Annotated in this window: 17 protein-coding genes; 10 read left to right on the forward strand and 7 right to left on the reverse strand. The window is 76.0% G+C overall.

Annotated features, from left to right (window positions below):
- The first annotated feature begins 12 nt into the window (after positions 1–12).
- From larE to larC, 3 genes are read left to right on the forward strand one after another with little or no spacing between them, the layout of a single operon-like run.
- Positions 13–855, forward strand: a complete 843-nt coding sequence (larE, locus tag ABD324_RS09695; protein WP_344414701.1) for an ATP-dependent sacrificial sulfur transferase LarE — start codon at positions 13–15, stop codon at positions 853–855.
- Positions 852–1520: a nickel pincer cofactor biosynthesis protein LarB gene (gene larB, locus ABD324_RS09700; RefSeq protein WP_344414703.1), complete on the forward strand. Its 669-nt coding sequence runs from the start codon at positions 852–854 to the stop codon at positions 1518–1520. The genes larE and larB overlap by 4 nt, the downstream gene beginning before the upstream one ends.
- Positions 1517–2698, forward strand: a complete 1182-nt coding sequence (gene larC / locus ABD324_RS09705) for a nickel pincer cofactor biosynthesis protein LarC (RefSeq protein WP_344414704.1) — start codon at positions 1517–1519, stop codon at positions 2696–2698. Before larB ends, larC begins: the two co-directional genes overlap by 4 nt.
- Here larC and ABD324_RS09710 read toward each other — a convergent pair.
- Positions 2666–3064, reverse strand: a complete 399-nt coding sequence (locus tag ABD324_RS09710) for an OsmC family protein (RefSeq protein ID WP_344414705.1) — start codon at positions 3062–3064, stop codon at positions 2666–2668. The two genes, larC and ABD324_RS09710, sit on opposite strands and share 33 nt — an antisense overlap.
- Before the next feature lie 128 nt (positions 3065–3192).
- On the opposite strand from ABD324_RS09710, the gene ABD324_RS09715 reads away from it, so the two are divergent.
- From ABD324_RS09715 to ABD324_RS09740, 6 genes are read left to right on the forward strand one after another with little or no spacing between them, the layout of a single operon-like run.
- Positions 3193–3537, forward strand: coding sequence for a hypothetical protein (locus ABD324_RS09715; RefSeq protein WP_344414707.1), 345 nt, complete (start codon positions 3193–3195; stop codon positions 3535–3537).
- Between the two features lie 51 nt (positions 3538–3588).
- On the forward strand, positions 3589–4380 hold the full coding sequence (locus tag ABD324_RS09720; RefSeq protein WP_344414709.1) for a phosphosulfolactate synthase: 792 nt from the start codon (positions 3589–3591) through the stop codon (positions 4378–4380).
- The gene (locus tag ABD324_RS09725) at positions 4377–5282 is read left to right on the forward strand and encodes an XcbA family protein (protein ID WP_344414711.1); all 906 of its coding nucleotides are present in this window, start codon (positions 4377–4379) and stop codon (positions 5280–5282) included. Before ABD324_RS09720 ends, ABD324_RS09725 begins: the two co-directional genes overlap by 4 nt.
- A complete protein-coding gene (locus tag ABD324_RS09730) occupies positions 5267–6586 on the forward strand; it encodes a class-II fumarase/aspartase family protein (RefSeq protein WP_344414713.1) in 1320 nt (439 codons plus the stop codon). Before ABD324_RS09725 ends, ABD324_RS09730 begins: the two co-directional genes overlap by 16 nt.
- Positions 6583–7731 carry a 1-aminocyclopropane-1-carboxylate deaminase/D-cysteine desulfhydrase gene (locus tag ABD324_RS09735; protein WP_344414715.1) on the forward strand — a complete coding sequence of 383 codons (1149 nt, stop codon included), beginning with the start codon at positions 6583–6585 and terminating at the stop codon, positions 7729–7731. Before ABD324_RS09730 ends, ABD324_RS09735 begins: the two co-directional genes overlap by 4 nt.
- On the forward strand, positions 7728–9233 hold the full coding sequence (locus ABD324_RS09740) for an argininosuccinate lyase (RefSeq protein WP_344414717.1): 1506 nt from the start codon (positions 7728–7730) through the stop codon (positions 9231–9233). The genes ABD324_RS09735 and ABD324_RS09740 overlap by 4 nt, the downstream gene beginning before the upstream one ends.
- A gap of 4 nt (positions 9234–9237) precedes the next feature.
- Here ABD324_RS09740 and ABD324_RS09745 read toward each other — a convergent pair whose 3' ends face one another.
- Positions 9238–9795: a helix-turn-helix domain-containing protein gene (locus ABD324_RS09745; protein WP_344414719.1), complete on the reverse strand. Its 558-nt coding sequence runs from the start codon at positions 9793–9795 to the stop codon at positions 9238–9240.
- 57 nt (positions 9796–9852) lie between these two features.
- Here ABD324_RS09745 and ABD324_RS09750 point away from each other — a divergent pair, with 57 nt between their 5' ends.
- Positions 9853–10482, forward strand: a complete 630-nt coding sequence (locus ABD324_RS09750; protein ID WP_344414721.1) for a hypothetical protein — start codon at positions 9853–9855, stop codon at positions 10480–10482.
- A 4-nt stretch (positions 10483–10486) separates the two neighbouring features.
- Here the strand turns inward: ABD324_RS09750 and ABD324_RS09755 are convergent, their stop codons facing one another.
- The 5 genes from ABD324_RS09755 to ABD324_RS09775 form a co-directional block, all read right to left on the reverse strand.
- The gene (locus ABD324_RS09755) at positions 10487–13642 is read right to left on the reverse strand and encodes an ATP-binding protein (protein WP_344414724.1); all 3156 of its coding nucleotides are present in this window, start codon (positions 13640–13642) and stop codon (positions 10487–10489) included.
- A gap of 386 nt (positions 13643–14028) precedes the next feature.
- Positions 14029–15276 (reverse strand): hypothetical protein, encoded by a 1248-nt coding sequence (locus tag ABD324_RS09760; RefSeq protein ID WP_344414726.1) that lies wholly within the window; start codon positions 15274–15276, stop codon positions 14029–14031.
- 7 nt (positions 15277–15283) lie between these two features.
- Entirely contained in the window at positions 15284–15721 is a 438-nt protein-coding gene (locus ABD324_RS09765; RefSeq protein WP_344414728.1) for a cupredoxin domain-containing protein, read from the reverse strand.
- The gene (locus tag ABD324_RS09770) at positions 15718–16692 is read right to left on the reverse strand and encodes a hypothetical protein (protein WP_344414730.1); all 975 of its coding nucleotides are present in this window, start codon (positions 16690–16692) and stop codon (positions 15718–15720) included. The genes ABD324_RS09765 and ABD324_RS09770 overlap by 4 nt, the downstream gene beginning before the upstream one ends.
- A gap of 2 nt (positions 16693–16694) precedes the next feature.
- The gene (locus ABD324_RS09775) at positions 16695–17417 is read right to left on the reverse strand and encodes a CbtA family protein (protein ID WP_344414732.1); all 723 of its coding nucleotides are present in this window, start codon (positions 17415–17417) and stop codon (positions 16695–16697) included.
- Between the last annotated feature and the right edge of the window lies 1 nt (position 17418).

The following is a 17418-nucleotide window of genomic DNA, read 5'->3' on the forward strand; positions in this document are numbered from 1 at the left end:
AGGGGAGTGGCCATGGCGGACGCCGCGACCGGACGTACCGCGCAGAGAGCGTTCGACGATCTCTGCGCCCGCATCGCGCCGTACGGCCGGATGCTCGTCGGCTACTCCGGGGGCGCGGACTCGGCGCTGCTCGCCCACGCCGCGCACCACGCGCTCGGGGCCGGCGCCGTGGCCGTCACCGCCGTGTCCGCGAGCCTGCCCGCGGCCGAGCGGACCGCGGCCGCCGCACTCGCCCGCCGGCACGGGTTCGCCCAGGTCGAGGTGTGCACGGACGAGCTGTCGCGCCCCGAGTACCGGGCCAACTCCGGGGACCGCTGCTTCCACTGCAAGAGCGCGCTGCTCGACGCGCTGGAGCCGCTGGCCGCCCAGTCCGGCGCCGTGATCGCGCTCGGCACGAACCTCGACGACCTGGGGGACCACCGGCCGGGCCAGCGGGCCGCGGCCGGTCGCGGCGCCGTCACCCCGCTGGTCGAGGCCGGGCTGTCGAAGGCCGAGGTCCGGGCCGTCAGCCGGTGGGCCGGGCTCGACAGCGCGGACAAGCCCGCGGCCGCGTGCCTGTCGTCGCGGGTGGCCTACGGGGACCCGGTGACGGCCGAGGTGCTGGCCCGGATCGAGGCGGCCGAGGCCGCGCTGCACGCTCTCGGCTTCCCGGTCTGCCGGGTCCGCGCGCACGCGGCGGGCACCGTCGCGCGCCTCGAGCTGCCCGAGGCCGACCTGCCCCGCGCGCTGCTCGTGGCGGCGGAGATCGACGCGGCGGTGTGCGGCGCGGGATTCACCTTCTGCTCGGTGGACCTGCAGGGCTTCCGGAGCGGGCGGATGAACGTGCTGCTGGGTCTGCCGTCGGTGGCCCGGTGAGCGACGGCTTCCGGGACCTGGGGTACGCACGGCCGGACCTCGATCGCGAGGCGCGGCTCGGCCTCCCCGAGGTGGTCTACGGGCCGGGCAAGGCTCCGGGGGAGATCGCCGGGATCGTCCGGGCCCTGCTCGCGGACAACACCGGTCCGGTCCTGGTCACCCGGGTCGAGGCGGGCGCCGCCGCCGAGGTACTGGCCGGCGTGCCCGGCGGTACCTACGACGAGCCGGCGCGGTTGCTGGCCTGGCGGCCCGCCGCGCGCACGGACTTCCGTCTCGCTGTGGTCTCCGCCGGCACCACGGACGGGCCGGTGGCGGCCGAGGCCGGGGCCGTCGCCACCGCCGTCGGGCTGGGGGTCGACACGATCCGGGACGTCGGCGTGGCCGGGCTGCACCGGCTGCTCGCCGAGCGCGAGCGGATCGCCGGCGCGGACGCGATCGTCTGCATCGCGGGCATGGAGGGCGCGTTGCCCAGCGTGGTCGCGGGGCTGGTCGGAAAACCGGTGATCGCGGTGCCGACGTCGGTCGGGTACGGGGCGACGTTCGAGGGGCTCACGGCGCTGCTCGCGATGCTCAGCTCCTGCGCGGCGGGGGTCACCGTGGTCAACATCGACTCGGGGTTCTCGGCCGCCATGGCCGCGTTCCGGATCAGCCGGAGCCGCGGGTGATCGTGTGGTTCAACCCCGTCAGCGGGGTGTCCGGCGACATGCTGCTCGGCGCGCTGCTGGAGCTCGGCGCCCCGCTCGACGGGATCCGCGCGGCGGTGGCCTCGACCGGGCTGACGGGCTGGGCGCTCGAACCCGAGCGGGTGCGGCGGGGATCGCTGGTCGCCACCCACGCCCGGGTCCGGGTGGACGAGCACGTGCCCGCGCGGGCCGCGGCCGAGCTGCGGGCGATGGTGGGCCGCTCCGCGCCGGAACCCGTTGCGGCACTGGCTCTCCGGGCCGTGACCGCCATCGCCGAGGTGGAGGCGGACCTGCACGGCGTGCCGGTCGGCGAGGTCCACCTGCACGAGATCGGCGGGGTGGACACCGTCGTCGACACGGTGGGGGTGGCCGCCGCGCTGCACCTGCTCGGCGCGACGGACGTGGTGTGCGGGCCGCTCGCGCTGGGCTCCGGGACGCTGCACGGCAGCCACGGGACGCTGCCGCTGCCGGCCCCGGCCACGGCGGCACTGCTGGCCCGCGCCGGCGCGACCGTGACCTCGACCGGGCTGCCCGGCGAGACGGTGACGCCCACGGGCATCGCCCTGCTGCTGGCCGCGGGCACCCGGTTCGGGCCGGTGCCGGACATGACCGTGCGGGCGGTGGGTTACGGGGCCGGAGGGCGGGACGTGCCGGGGCGGCCCAACGTGCTGCAGGCGCTCCTCGGCGCGCCGGCGGGCGGCGAGGTCCGGTCGATGACGCTGCTGGAGACCACTGTGGACGACGTGCCGGGCGAGGTGCTCGGCCACCTGGTGGAGACATTGCTCGAGGCCGGGGCCGCCGACGCGTGGCTCGCCCCCGTCGTCATGAAGAAGTCGCGGCCGGGACAGGTGGTGTCGGTCCTCGTCGCGCCCGAGCGGGCCGCGGGGGTCGAGGAGCTGCTGCTGCGCGAGACGGGGAGCCTCGGGGTGCGGCGCAGCGCGGTCGAGCGGCGCGCGCTGCCCCGGCGCACGACGACCGTGCAGGTCGGCGGGCACGCGATCCGGATCAAGCACGGGCCGTACGGGGCCAAGCCGGAGCACGACGACGTCGCCCGCGCGGCCCGGGCACTCGACCTCCCGTTGCGTGAGGTCGCGGCCCGGGCCCTGCGCGAGTCGGCCCTGCACGAGTCAGCCCAGGACGAACTCGATCTCGGGCGGTGACTCCAGGGTCCGGGTGACGTAGCAGACCCGGCGGGCCGCGGTGACCAGCCGCTCGAGGTCGGGGCCCTGCGGCGAGGCGGCCTTCACGGTGATCCGGAAGGCGTCGAACCGCGGTCCGTCGTAGTGCCCGGTGACGTCCACGGTCAGGTCCTCGAGGAGCACGTCCCGCTTACGGGCGCTGTAGGCGAGCGCCAGCGTGAAGCAGGACGCCATGGAGGCGAGCAGCAGCTCGGTGGGCTGCGGGGCGCTGCCGGCGCCGCCGTACTCGACCGGCTCGTCGGCCCCGACCTCGAAGCCGCCGGCGTCGACCGTGGCCCGCATGCCGCCCTCCCAGCGTGCGGACACGCTCCGTTCGCTGACCGTCATCGGGGTCCTCTCCTGCTGCGGGTGGACGCGGGTGCAACACCCGTGCAACGGGTCTGCGGCACGGTGCTGCGCATCACAGTGTGCTGACTCCTCCGGCGCACCGGCCGGAAGACCCGAGGGAGCCGTCGATGACGACAGTCGTCCCCGAACCGCCCCGTGTGGCGGCCTGCCGCGGCGAGTGCGGTGCCGTGCTGCACCGCGACCACCACGACCGGCTGCTGGCCGTCGACACCGATCCGGACGCCCTGCTCGAGCTGTTCGAGCTGGCCGTGACCTGGACCGAGCTGGACTACTCCGACGAGCCGGTGCTGGGCCCGCGGGAGTGGATGACCTTCGCCGAGAACCACCGCTGGCTGTTCCCGGAACGGGCCGCCTGGGCGTTCGCCCTCGCCGTCGACGTCGTGGGGCGCCGCCGGGTCGGACCACCGCCGGCCGGCCGCGAGGCGACCGTCCTCGATCTCGTCCGGAGCTGAGTGCACGTCTCGAAGAGTAGACGGAATTCCACTATCGGAAACGGAGGGCCGGTGCCGGGTCCCGATTTCCTGACGCTGCCGCCCCGTCGCGTCAAACCGCGCACGACGGGGTTGACGCACGTCATCGACCCGGGCGCGGGTCCGGCGGCGGTCGCCGACGTGCTCGCCGGCGGGGCGGCGCACGCCGACATCTGGAAGGTCGGGTGGGGCACCGCGTACGTCGACGCGGCGCTCGAGGAGAAGGTCGCGCTGCTGCACCGCCACGATCTCCTGCTGTGCCTCGGCGGCACCCTGCTGGAGATCGCGTGGGCACAGGGCAAGGCCGTCGAGTGCCTGGCGTGGGCGCGCGACACGGGGTTCGACCTGGTGGAGGTCTCGCGCGGGACGGTCGCGATGACGCTCGCGGAGAAGGCGGCGCTGATCGCGCGTGCCACCCGCTCGCTGACCGTGGTGGCCGAGGTCGGGTCCAAGGCGCCGGGGGAGCAGCACGCGGGGCGGACCTGGCCCGCGGAATGCCTCGCGGACCTCGATGCCGGGGCGAGCCTCGTCGTCACCGAGGGCCGGCAGAGCGGGACGGTCGGGACCTACGACGACCAGGGCCGGGTGCGACCGGATGTGGTCGAGGCCGTGGTCGCGGCGGTCGGCGTCGACAGGGTGATCTTCGAGGCCCCGCGGGCGAGCCAGCAGGCGTGGTTCGTGCGGCGCTTCGGGCCGGAGGTCAACCTGGGCAACGTGGCGCCGACGGACCTGATGTCCGTGGAGACGCTGCGGCTGGGGCTCCGCTCGGACACGGCGGATCTGTCCGGGGCGGTGCGGGCCGAGCCGCACGCGGACACGGCGTGACCGCGCCGGCCCCGGCCGGGTACGGCGTGAACTTCGTGCCGCTCCGCTACCGCGGGGTCGCCGTCTCGCGCGTCGAGGTCCCGCTGGACGAGGCCTCGCTGCGCGCACACCTGCTCGGGCGGCCCGCCTACCGGCGCACCCGGTTCATCGTGCTGCGGTCCCCGGCCGGCACGGCGGTGGTGCGCGTGACGCGGGCCGAGCCCGAACCGCTGCTGTCCCCGATCACCGAGGTGTCGCTGCTGGCGGGGCCGCAGGAGTGCGCGGACGTGTGCGATCCGGAGGCCGACACCGGGATCCCGTCGCAGCTGGCCGCGGCCGCGGTGCGGCTCGCGCCCGGGGCCCGGGTCGTGGTGGTCGAGGGCCGGTACGCGCACGTCAACTTCATCGTGGAGCCGCGGCCGATCCGGATCGTCGTGCGTGAGGTGGTGCCGCCGGAGCCCGCCAAGCTCGCCGACCAGGCCCGGCGGATCGTCGCGGTGTCCGAGGACCTGCCACCCGTCGAGATCGTCGAGGAGCTCGTGCGGTTGGACCGGCTCGCGCTGCAGCGCCCGGCGGAGCACTATCTGCTGCCCTGCCGCGGATCCGGCGGCGAGGTGCCGGGCGCCCGGGTGTCCTATCTGGACGAACATCCCGAGCGGGCGGACTGGACGCTGCTGGGCTGCACGCGGTCCCTGCAGATCCACGAGGGCTTCTACGGTGACGTGCCACCGATCGTCGACTTCTGCCCGAAGAGGCAGCTGCAGGGGCCCGGACCGCTGCTGACGAAGTGCTGCATGCAGGAAGAACACGTCGAGTCCGGCGACGGCTGGGTCGCGGTGCCGTGGGGTGCCTCGCTGGAGCACGTGCGGGACGCGCTGCGGCGGATCGCGGACCGGGAGGCGCCGGCATGGGCACCCGGCTGAGCTCGTCCGCCCTCTACAGCCACCTGTGGGGCGCCCCGGCTACCGACGCGCTGTTCGACGAGCGCGCGATGCTCCAGTCCTGGTTGGACATCCTCGCGGCGCTCGCGCGGGCGCAGGCCTCGCTGGGAATCGTCACGCCCGAGGCCGCGGAGGCGATCACCCGGAGCGCGAAGGTCGAGGCGCTGGACCTGGAGTTCGTCGCCGAGCAGACCCGGTTCACGTCGCACTCCACACTCGGGCTGATCCGCGGGCTGCAGCGGGTGCTGCCGGAGGGTGCGCGCGAGCAGGTCTACCTGGGCGCGACCGTGCAGGACCTCACCGACACCTGGTTCGGGACCCTCCTGCGGGACGTCGGGGAGCTGGTCGCGGCCGGGCTGCGCGGGATCGAGGCGCGGCTGCGGGCGCTCGCGCTGGAGCACCGGGACACCCCGATGGCGGGGAGGACGCACGGGCAGCCGGGCTCCCCGATCACCCTCGGCTACAAGGTCGCCTCGTGGGCGGACGAGGCGGGCCGGCACCTGGACCGTCTGCGGGAGGGGCGGGCTCGCTGGTGCGTCGGGCAGCTCGCGGGGGCGGTCGGGGCGCTGGCGTTCTTCGGCGCCGACGGGCCGGAGCTGCGGGCCCGGTTCTGCGCGGAGGTCGGGCTCGCGGACCCGGGCATCTCCTGGACGACCTCGCGCGACCGAATCGCCGAGTTCGGCGGGGTGCTCGCGATGGTGTGCGGCACGCTCGCGCGGATCGGCACCGAGGTCTACGAGCTGGCCCGGCCGGAGATCGGGGAGCTCGCCGAGGCCGCGCCACCGGGCGCGGTCAGCAGCATCACCATGCCGCACAAGCGGAACCCCGAAGGGGCCGAGCACCTGGACACTCTCGCCCGGCTCGCCCGCTCCTCCGCCGCGGTGCTGCTGGAGGGCATGGTCGCCGCGCACGAGCGGGACGGCCGGGCGTGGAAGGCGGAGTGGATCGCGCTGCCGGAGATCTGCCAGCTCACGGCCGCCTCGGTGAGCCTCGGCCGCCGGCTCCTCGACGGGCTGGAGGTGCGGCCCGCGGCGATGGCGGCGAACCTGGCGAAGGCCGGGGGACTGTCGTCCGAGCGGATCCTCGTCGGGCTGGCCGGGAAGATCGGCAAGCACCGGGCCCAGCAGGAGCTGCAGGAGGTCTTCCGGTCGGGCGCGGACCCCGTCGAGGTGCTGGTCGGGCGGGGGCTCGCGACCGCGGACGAGATCCGGGCCTGGAGCACCGCGGACGCGGTCGCCGCGGCGGGGGCGATGGTGGACACGGTGCTGGCGCGGGGTCCCCGGTGAACGGCCCGGCGACCGGCCCGGTGGCGGGACCCGGGCGCGTGGAGCGCCGTCGCGGCCTCCCCGCGGCGGACCGGACCCGCGCCGAGGAGGACCCTCGTCGCCCCGCGGGATCGCGCTCGGACCTCCGCGAGCGCTTCCCGCTGGGTGTCTGGCCGACCCCGCTGACCCGCGCCCACCGCCTCGAAGCCGCCCTCGGCCTCGGGCCGGTGCTCGTGAAGCGGGACGATCTCGCGGGGTTCGCGGTGGCGGGCAACAAGACCCGGCCCCTGGAGCACCTGATCGCCGCCGCTCTGCGGGGAGGCGCCGAGGTGCTGGTGACCGGGGGCGGGCCCGGCTCGAACTTCGTCGCCGCCGCGGCCGTCGCGGCCCGGGCCGCGGGGCTGGAGTGCGAGCTGGTGATCTGGGGCGACCCCGAGGGCGCGCCCGCGATCGAGCTGGCCCGCGCCACCGGGGCCCGGATCCGCCCGACCGGAGGCACCGAACGTTCCGATGTGGACCGTCTCGTGGCCGAGCGGGCCGCGGAGATCGGCGCTCGTGCCTATCCAGTGCCGCGCGGGGGCTCGACCCCGGTGGGCGCGCTCGGATTCGCCGACGCGGCCGACGAGCTCGCCGCCCAGCTGTCCGGCCGACGACCTGCGGCGATCGTGCTCCCCGTCGGATCCGGGGGCAGCTGCGCCGGCCTGCTGGCGGGCGGCCTCGACATCCCCGTCGTCGGGGTGTCCGTGAGCCGATCGCCCGAGGAGATCCGCGCGACCGTCCTCGACCTCGCCGACCGCTGCGCCGCGCTGCGCGGCACGGCGCCGCCGCGGCCGGAGCTGCTCGAGATCGTCGACGCGCGGGGGCCGGGATTCGGGGCGGCGAGCGCCGCGGAGACCGAGGCCGCGCTGCTCGCCCTGCGCACCGAGGGCCTGCTGCTGGACCCGACCTACGGGGCCGAGGCCTTCGCCGAGGTGCTCCACCGGGCGGGCGCCCCGACCCGCGCGGAGCCAGGCCCCGACTCGCGGACGGGGCTCGCGGAGGCGCCGATCGTCTGGTGGCACACCGGTGGGGTGCTGCCGGCCGGGGCGTGGCTCGCCCGGCAGGGCTCCATCGGATCCCCCGCGCCCGCCCACCGCGCACCGATCCCCTCCGGACGGAGACCATGACCGACACCCCGATCCGCCGCGCCCACGGCTTCCCGCAGACCGGGCCGGCACCGGAGCTGGTCGAGTCCGGGTTCGCGCTGGAGAACGCCGACGCCGGCTTCCTCCACCACGGCCTCAACCTGGCCGACCTCGCGCACGTCCTCGATCTCGCGCGCCGGGGGATCGTGCCCGGCCCCGCCGAGAAGGCGCTGCTCGGGCTGCTGCTGGAGGTCCTGGAGATCCCGGCCGAGGAGTTCGACTACGACCCCTCCTACGGCGAGCCGTACAACTCCCGGGAGCGCTACTTCGTGGCCCGGATCGGCGACGACGCCGGCTGGCTGCACGCCGGCCGCCCCCGCCGCGAGGCCGCCCGGGTCGCGCTGCGCCTGCACCTGCGCCGCCAGCTCGTCGAGCTCGCGACCGAGGCCGTCGCGACCGCCACCGACATGGTCGCCCGGGCCGAGGAACACGCGGCCACCCTGCTGCCGGACCAGACCTACCTGCAGCAGGCCCAGCCGTCGACGTTCGGGCACTATCTCCTGTCCTTCGTGTACTCGACGGTCCGGGACGCGCGGCGGCTGCTCGACGAGCTCGACGAGCTCAACACCAGCCCCGGCGGCGCGGGCTGCGTGAACGGCACCCGGCTGCTGGAGGACCGCGGCCCGATCGCCGTGGCGCTGGGCTTCGGCGGCGTCATCCCGCACACCCGGGACGCGATGTGGCAGGTCGACGGCCTGATCCACGTCCTGGCGACGGTGGCGAGCCTGCTCTCGAACTTCTCCAAGCTCGCCGAGGACCTGGAGATCTTCTCCTCCAGCGAGTTCGACTTCGCGGACCTCGACGACGCCTACAGCCGCTCCAGCATCCTCATGCCGCAGAAGCGGAACCCCTACGCGCTCTCGATCATCCGCGGGGCGTCCGGGGTGGTGATCGGACGGCTGACCGGCTTCCTCGCGGTGACCAAGAGCCCCTCGGCGCGCAGCGACAACCTGATCTTCGCCTACGGCGAGGTGCCGCGGGCGCTCGATCTCAGCCTGCGGATCACCCGGCTCACCGGCGGCGTCGTGCGCACCCTGCGGGTCAATCCGCGGCGGATGCGCGAGGAGCTCGACCGGGGGTACAGCCAGGCCACCGACCTGGCCGAGTACCTCACCCAGCTGCTCGACGTGGACTACCGGACCGCCTACGTCGTCGTCGGCAACACGGTGCGGGAGGCGGCCCGGCGCGGGGTCCCCGGCGCCGAGATCACCGGCGCGATGGTCGACGAGGCCGCGCGTGCCCACACCGGCGCGGACTGGGGCCTGACCGGTCGGGACCTGTCCGGCGTGCTCGATCCGCGCGCCGTCGTGGCCACCCGGCGGGCGGAGGGTGGGGCGTCCCCGGAGGCGCTCGCCGCGATGATCACCTCGCTGCGGGAGCGGCTGCGCGGGCTCGCGGCCCGGGCCGAGGAGCAGGGCGCGCGCTTCGACGAGGCCGAGGCCCGCCTCGTCGCGACCGCGCGTGCGGTCGTGGAGGCGCCGTGACCGGTCAGCCTTCCGCGATCGTCACCCAGACGACGTCGGCCGGGGCGTCGCCCGGGTTCGTGCCCCGTACGCCCGTCGCCGAGCGCACGTGCAGTGCCTCCCCGCCGGCCACGGTGTATCGCGCGTCTCCCGCCTGCAGCTCCACGGTGCCGTCGAGCACCAGGAGGAGGGTCTCGCCCGGCCTGCGGCCCGCCGTCTCGGCACCGGGTTCGACGCGGGTGGCCACGCCGCGCAGCCGCGTCGCCGGATCGTCCGGGGTCAGGGCCGTGGTGTCGGCCCCGGCGAAGCGGGTGTGCAGGGACCCGGTGTCGCCGGTCTCGACGAAGTGCCGGATCGGGGCGTCCAGGGCCGTGGCCAGCTTCAACAGCGTGGTGACGGTCGGGACCATGTCGCTGCGCTCGACCTTGTGCACCGTCGCGGTCGAGACGTCGGCGAGATGAGCGAGCTGCTGGAGCGTGAGGCCGCGCTCGCGGCGCAGCGCGTGGACCTTGGGGCCGATCGAGTCGACGACGGCCTCCCAGCCGGATGCCGGCACGTCGGCCGGCCGGGCGGAGCTCGGCATCGTGTCTCCTCGGGGAGCGGATCGGACCAGGCGAGTATGAACGACGGAGGGAACGGGATGAACGCTCAGATGTCCACGGGCTCCCACCCGGACGCGGCCGGGGTCGCCGCCGCCCGGGCACGCTGGCGGTCCGCCGGGGAGTCGCTGTTCCCGACGCTGGTCGCCGATCCCTCGACATACGCCGAGGCCGTCGAGGCGATCGGTGCGATCGCGGCGGCCCTCGGGCGGCGCCGCGCGGGGCTCGCCGAGCTCGCGGCGCTGCTCGACGACCCCGAGCCGCTGCTCGCCGAGGAGCAGCTGCGGGTGCCCCCGGGGGTGCCGGTGCCGCTGCTGGTCGCCGTGGCCTGCGGGATGCGCGAGCGGCAGCTGATCAGCGAGGGCGTGTGCCGGGAACGCGCGGCGGCGGTCGCCCGGGCGCGGGCCGCGGGGGCGGACTGGGCGGTGCTGCAGGGGCCCGACCGCGTGGAGGACCTGACGGGCGGTGAGTTCGGCGGTCCGGCCGGATGCCTGCACCTGCACCTGCCCTCGGGCACGGAGCTGCGCGCGACGATCGACGTCTGGTCCGGCGAGCCGTTCCGGCTGGACGTGCTGCCCTCGGGCGGCACACCGACCGGCCGCTCGTTCGCGGACCGGGAGACCTGGCTGGAGGGCTGCCGCGCGGCCCGCGCCGCGGTCGACGAGGGCTGAGGACTCATCGTGTCGGGCGCGGCGGGCGCACCAGCCGCCCCGACCCGGTGAAGCTCGCCCGCAGGTCGGCGGGCAGCGCGGCCGCGATCCGGTCCCGGGCCCCGGCCCGCTGCGCGGGCACCCCCAGCTGGGCGACGAGCAGGTCGGAGCCGGTCGCGGCGGCCCGCTCGGCCGCCTCGGCGGGCCGGCCGAGATGGGTCAGCGCCAGGGCCTCGTACTTGGGGGACGAGTAGCGGCGGGCCTCGACGAGCAGCCGCTCGGCCGCCGTCGCGTCGAAGCGGGCCTGCATGTCCAGCAGGCGCATCATCGCGCGCGGCCGGAAGGGCAGGGAGCGGTCGAGCAGCGGGACGGCGGCCTCCACGGCGGCGCCGGCCGCCTCGTCCCGGCCGTCGAGCAGGTCGCAGTCCGCGACGGCGAGCAGCGCGTGCAGCTCCTGCTCCAGCTCCAGGGTGCCGCCGCCGCGGCGGGCGAGCTCGACGGCGGCCACCGCGTGCTCGCGGGCCCGCCCGACCTGGCCGAGCTCCTGCCACATCCAGGAGGTCGTGCACTCGATGCCGGCGCGGTAGAAGCCGAGGTTCTCGGCGTCGACCAGCTTGCGGGCGTGGTCGAGCGCGCGCAGGGCGCCGGCGAAGTCGCCGGTGTCGCCCCGGGCCAGTGCGGTGAAGAACAGGGTCTGCAGCAGCGGCCGGAACTCGCCGGTGCGCCGGCACAGCACCGCCGCCCGCGCCAGCACCCGCTGGGCCTCGGCGAAGTGGTCCTGGTGCTGCAGCAGCGCGCCGCGGTAGGCGAGCGCGAGGGCGCTGGTGGTCTCCGGCGGATCGGCCGCGAGCACCGCGTCGTAGGCGGCGGCGGCACCCGGGTAGTCCCCGTCCCAGTGCCGGACCCGGCCGAGCAGCAGCACCGCGCTGGGCAACGCGCCCGGCGCGGCGGCGGCGGACTCGGCGAGCTGGGTGGCCCGCTCCGCGAAGTCGACGGCGACGGGTGCGTCCCGGGCGTAGAGCGCGGTCCAGCCGAGCTGTTCGAGCGCGCGGGCCTCGAGCACCGGATCGTCGAGGTCGCGGGCCAGTTCCAGGGCCCGCTCGTGGTCCTCGCGCGCGGCGGCGTACCGGCCGAGATCGCACCGGACCTGCCCGCGCCGCAGGTGGGTGGTGACCGTCAGCGGGCCGTCTCCGGCCCGTGCGGCGTCGTCGACGGCGAGGTCGAGGAGCCGCTCGGCGTCCCGGTGGGCGAAGGCGACGTGCGCGGTGGCGGCGGCCGCGAGCCAGGCCTCGGCCGCCCCCGCGAAGTCGCCCGAGGCGGCGAGGTGGCGCGCGGCGGACTCCGGGCGCCCGGCGAACAGCCGCGCGGCGCGCCGGTGCCGGCTGACCCGGACCGGCTCCGGCACCGACGCGTACGCGACCTGCCGCACGATGTCGTTGGCGAACCGGAAGCTGTCGCCCTGGGCGAGCAGCAGCCCGGCGCGCAGCGCGCGCTCGGCCACGACCGCGCCCACCTCGACGTCCACGCCGGTGAGCAGCGCGACGTCGTCGAGGGAGAAGGTCGTGCCCAGCACGGCGCCCTGGGCGAGCAGCCGGGCGACCTCGCCGCCGGCGTGGGTGATCCGGGCCGCGACGGCGTCCTGCAGCGACTCCGGGACCTCGCCGCTCTCCGGGTGGCGCAGCAGCTCGGTGAGGAACAGCGGGGAGCCGCCGGCCCTGGCCCACAGCCGTTCCGGGTCGTGACCGAGACCCGAGCGTTCGACGAGCGTGCCCACCGCCTCGCGGGAGAGCGGGCCGAGCGCGAGGCGACCGCCGACGTCCTGCAGCGCCTCCGTGACGCCGGGATCCTCCGAGGTCCGCTCGGTGAGCACGACCATGCAGCGGCTGCCGGTCCAGTGCCCGGCGAGCACGTGCAGCGCCTCCACCGTGGACTGTCCGGCGTGCTGCATGTCCTCGACGACGATCAGCAGCGGCCGGCGCGCCCCGGCGCGGGCGACGAACTCGGCGACGGCGTCGAGGCTGCGCCGGTGCTCCACCTCGGGACCCGCCCGCTCGTAGGTGACGGGCCCGACGACGTCCGCGAGCTCGGGCATCAGCTCGGTCAGGGTGCCGAGCCGGGTGGCCGCGAGCTCCCGCACCTCCTGCGGCGCGGTGCGCTGCACGATCGCGCGCATCGCCTCGATCAGCGGCTGCAGGTAGAGCGAGCGCTCGGCCTCGAAGCAGGACACCTGCACCACGAGCGCCCCGGTGCGCAGCGGCCCGGCGAGGAACGCGGCGACCAGCGCGCTCTTCCCGATCCCCGCCTCGCCGCTGACGACGGTGAGCCAGGAGCGGCCGGCGGCCGCACCCTCCCAGTCCTTGCGCAGCTGTGCGAGCTCGCCGTCCCGGCCCACGAGCGGGGCCTCCACGGCCTCGCCCAGCACGTCCGGGCCCGGGTCCTCGGTGCTCTCCGCGCGCAGTACGGCCAGATAGAGGGTCTGGGTGGCGGCCGACGGATCGATGCCGAGGTGCTGCGCCAGGGTCTCGCGCAGCGCCCGGTAGGCGAGCAGCGCCGCGCCCGGGCGCCCGGCCTGGTGATGGGCGAGCATGAGGGTGCGGCAGGCGTCCTCGTCGAACGGGTCCGCCTGCACGGCGGCGCCGGCGACCTGCACGGCGGTGTCGTGCGCGCCGAGCTGCAGGGCGGCGCTGCTCCACGCCACGCGGGCGCGCCGCAACAGTCCGCGCACGCGTTCGCGCAGGTCACGAACCCAGGGCCCGTCCCGCTCGTCGCCCATCGGGGTGTCCGTGTCGAGCAGCTTGGCGGCCTGCTCGCCACTGGTCGAGGCCAGCGCGGGATGGCCGTGGGCCAGCTCGAACTCGGCGGCGTCGACGAGCTCGGCCGCCTCGTGGAGGTCCACGGCGACCCGGGGATCCAGCCGGTAGCCGGCCGAGGTGCCCTCGATCAGCTCACGGCCCAGTGCCTTGCGCAGGCGGCTGATCAGGGCGGCGACGTTGCGGTCCGCGCGCTCGGGCGCCTCGCCCTCCCACAGCGCGTCGATCAGGGCGTGGACGGTGACGAACTCGCCCCGCCGTTCGGCGAGGACGGCCAGCGCGAGTCTCGCCTTGCCGGGCGGGACAGGTGCGGCGAGCTCGCCGTCGACGCTGAACGGCCCGAGCAGGCACAGCCTCGGCCCTGAGCGCACCCGGTCATCGTACCCGGCTGGGCCGGTTGCCCGACGAGTTTCGCCGGGTTCCGCGGACCCTCGCCGAGCGGGTGCGACCCCGTCCCCGCCAGCCGCACCGGCCCCCAACGGGTGCGGCGTCGTCGGCTGTTCGGCCGGGGTGGTTCCGGGTGCGGGGCTCAGCCGTCGGCCGGCGGGACTCGTCGGCCGATCCCGGACCGTGGCCTCGGGCGGGTGCTCGACCGGCACCGGCGCCCCGGATGATCACCGTGACCGTCACGGGAGCGCGGCGGGCCCAGCGCTGAGGTGACGCTCGCACGGATCGTCCCACTGTGATCGTTCCGAGGGGGGCGGTGTCGTTCTCGGCACCGCACCGAGGTGACGCTCGCGGACCGTGCGGCGCGAGGTCAGGCCGCGAGCACGAGCCCGACCGCGCCGCAGGTGAGGACCACCATCGCGGCGAGCATCGGGTACTGGATCCTCGTCGCGACACTCGGCGGGAAGAGCCGCAGGGCGCGTTCGTGCGCGCCGACCGCGGCGGCGATGTGGCCCAGGACGATCGCGGCGAGCTGGACGGCGGCGATCGTCGCGGTGCCGACCAGCGTGTAGTCGACGGGGCCGGTCCCGAGGGCCAGACGGAAGACCTGCTGGCCGTCGAAGACCAGCAGCGAGAAGTAGTGCGCGATGGCGTACCCCGCCGCGATCGGGATGATCGTGTGCGCGAACGCGACCGGCAGCGGCGCGCGGTCCACGCCCCGGACCGGATCGGCGCGCCAGGTCCCGGCCAGGTAGAGGACGACCACCACGGCCGTCACGCCGAGCAGACCGACTGTGCCCCAGGTGATCCCGCGTGGAACCGTCCACAGTGCCGAGCGGGAGAGGCCGTCGAACGCCGTGGTGCCCACCAGCACGAGCACGACGGCGACGAGGCCCGGTTGCGGGTGGACGGTCTCCAGGCCGTCGAGAGGATTGCGCAGCACCAGCCGGCCGTCGCGGCGGCGGCCGACGGGGGCGAGCGACCCGAGCAGCGTGGACCAGACCTCGAGGCCGTCGCCGTGGGCGAACCAGCTGCGCCCGAACACGAGTGCCGCGCCCGTCTGCACGACCGCGTACCCGATCAGGCACCACGCCACGAGCCGCGGATCCGCCGGTTCCGGATGCGCGAGCTCGAGCCAGCCGAACGCCCCGAGCGCGAAAGCGGCGGGCCACAGCCCGACCCGCGGCGACAGATCCGCGACGCCGCGCCCGGGGTCGATCCGCAGCAGCCGGGAGAGCCCGGCGTGCAGGGTGCGCAACGGGTTCACCGCCCGCCACACCGGCCCGAGCAGCAGCGACACCGGGACGATGCCCACCCAGACGTTGACGTAGAGCACCCACGGGGCGAGGTTGTCCGGCGTCTCGGGCGGCCCCACCAGCCCGATGACGATCACCGCCACGAACGCCACGAGCACCAGGGCCCGGGTCGCCACCGTCAGGAGCGCCGGCGGCTCGGGGAGGGGGCGCCCGGCGTCCGCACCCCGCAGCCGGGGGGTGCGCCAGAGCCGGCCGAGGACCAGGAAGGTCCCGACGAGCACCAGGCCCGCGGCGAGCGCAGCCGCCCCGACGGGGACCGGGAGGTCGCCGCGAGTGCCGACGCCGTGGGCCAGAACGGTCACGAGCCGGTCACGCGACGCGCAGGCTCAGCAGCTCCGCGCCCGAGTGGTGCAGCTCGAACGCGAAGACGCCCGGCACGTCGGCCACCAGCCGGATGGTCGCGGTGCCCCCGGCGGGGATCTGCGCGGCCCTGTCGTAGCCATGGAGGTGGGCCTCCTCCGCGACGTCGCTGGTCACGACCAGCTCGACGGTCTCGCCGCGGGCGACGGGGACGCGCCCGGTCTCGCCGCTGACCTTGCCCCGGGCGAAGGAGACGGCGATGGTGCGGACGGCGGGGGCGGCGGGCGTGCTGGGCAACGGCGCGGGTCGCGCCGACGCTCCGGAGCCGACCTGGTCGTTCGCGACCGCGGTGGTGCTGCCCTCCGGCGGAGTCCCGCTCCCGCACCCGGCCAGGGTCAGCGCGGTCAGCGCCAGGACGGCGAGCACCCCACCGGCTCGGCTCCTCATCGCGTGCTCTCCTCGCTCGTGTCCTGCCCAGTCGTGTCTCGCGCCGCTGCGTTTCGCGCTGTCGTGCCCCGCTCGGGCGCGTTCCACTCCGCGAGCTCCTGCTCCGTGGTCTCCGGGGTCATCGCGCGGAGCACCGCGAAGCCCGTGACGAACAGCCCCAGCCCGATCCCGACCGTGCAGGCGGTGCTGATCCGGTCGAGCGTCGGATCCCAGGCGTAGGGCAGGACGGCCCGGGCGAAGCTGCCCGTGTCCAGGGCCGTGACCAGCGCGAGCACCGCCCCGGCGATCGCGCAGGAGAGCAGCCCCCAGCTCCGGACCCGCGGCACCAGCGCCACCCCGACCGGTCCGGCCACCCAGGCGACCAGCCCGATCCCGGCCGTACCCAGCACCGTCGGCCAGTAGTCCAGCCCGACGGGGACCGACGCCGAGCCGAGGACGTGCACCGCGTGCGCCGCGAGGGCCACCACGGTCAGCCCGGCCACCGCGTACGCGGCCCCGCGACGCCGGACCGCGAGCACGCCGAGCGCGGTCGCACCGGCCGCGAGCACCGCCGTCAGCGTCCACCATCCTGCCGTCGCGGGCGGCGGCGGCCAGGTCGTCTCGCCCCGGATCGCGACGTCCCGGTCCCCGACCCGCAGCGGGATCGTCCAGGGCGTGACCGTTCCGTCGGTGCCGCGGATCCGGGGGTCGGTCCAGTGGGCGCTCTCGCCCGGCGCGATCGCGGCGGGCTCCTCGCCGCGGACCCCGGCCGGGACGACCTCGACGGTCGCGGCGGTGCCGTTCGTCAGGGAGAGCCGGGCCCCGCCCTCGACGACCGCGGCGACCAGGCCAGGGACGGCGGGCTCGAGCGCGACCACCCGCGGTAGGTCGGCCTCCGCCTCGAGACCCCCGCTGTGCGCCGCCGCCCTCCCACCCAGCACCGGCAGGAGTACCGGCACGAGCAGGAGCGCGGCGAGGAACCGGCGGAGCACCCTCAGGCGGCGGCCGTCGCGGCCGTGCGGCGCCGCTCGACGAGTGCCCCGAACACGAGGCCCACCGCGGCCCACAGGACCAGGTGGATCGCGAGCGTGGCCAGCCGGAAGTCGTAGAGCACGACGGCCGGGAAGTCCTTCGGCGTCTCGGCGACGGTCGGGAGCAGAGCCCCGATCACCCACACGACCACGACGTAGGCCAGGCCCGCCAGCAGCGAGCCGTTCCACGTGCCCAGCCGCTCGACGAGCCGGCGGCCGAGGGCCACCGCGGCGACCGCGGCCACGACGGACAGCAGCACCATCAGCACGAACGTGCCGGTGCGCAGCCCGATGGTGTCGTCCGCGCTCGAGGCCGGCGGGTTCGACGGGTACTTGAGGAACGGCACCAGGATCACCACGACGTACCCGGCAACGGCCAGGACCGCCGCCGTGGCCCGCGGCGCGAGCCGCGAGAGCCGCCCCTGCACCCCGGCGTACACCAGCGCGAAGATCCCGCCGATGGCCACGCCGTAGATCAGCAGGGCGACGCCGAGTCCGAGGGTGGCCTGCACACCGCGGCTGACCAGCTCCTCGCCGCCGGCCTCACCCGCCGCCGCGGCGAGCGCGTCCTCGTAGGCGATGCCGCCGTCGAGCGCCGGCTCGCCGATCAGGTACGCGACCACCCACGCCAGGACGGCCGCGACCACGCCCGCGACCATGCCGCGGACCAGGAGAGTCCTCACCACG

The organism is Pseudonocardia ailaonensis (genome assembly GCF_039531635.1).
Lineage (GTDB): Bacteria > Actinomycetota > Actinomycetes > Mycobacteriales > Pseudonocardiaceae > Pseudonocardia > Pseudonocardia ailaonensis.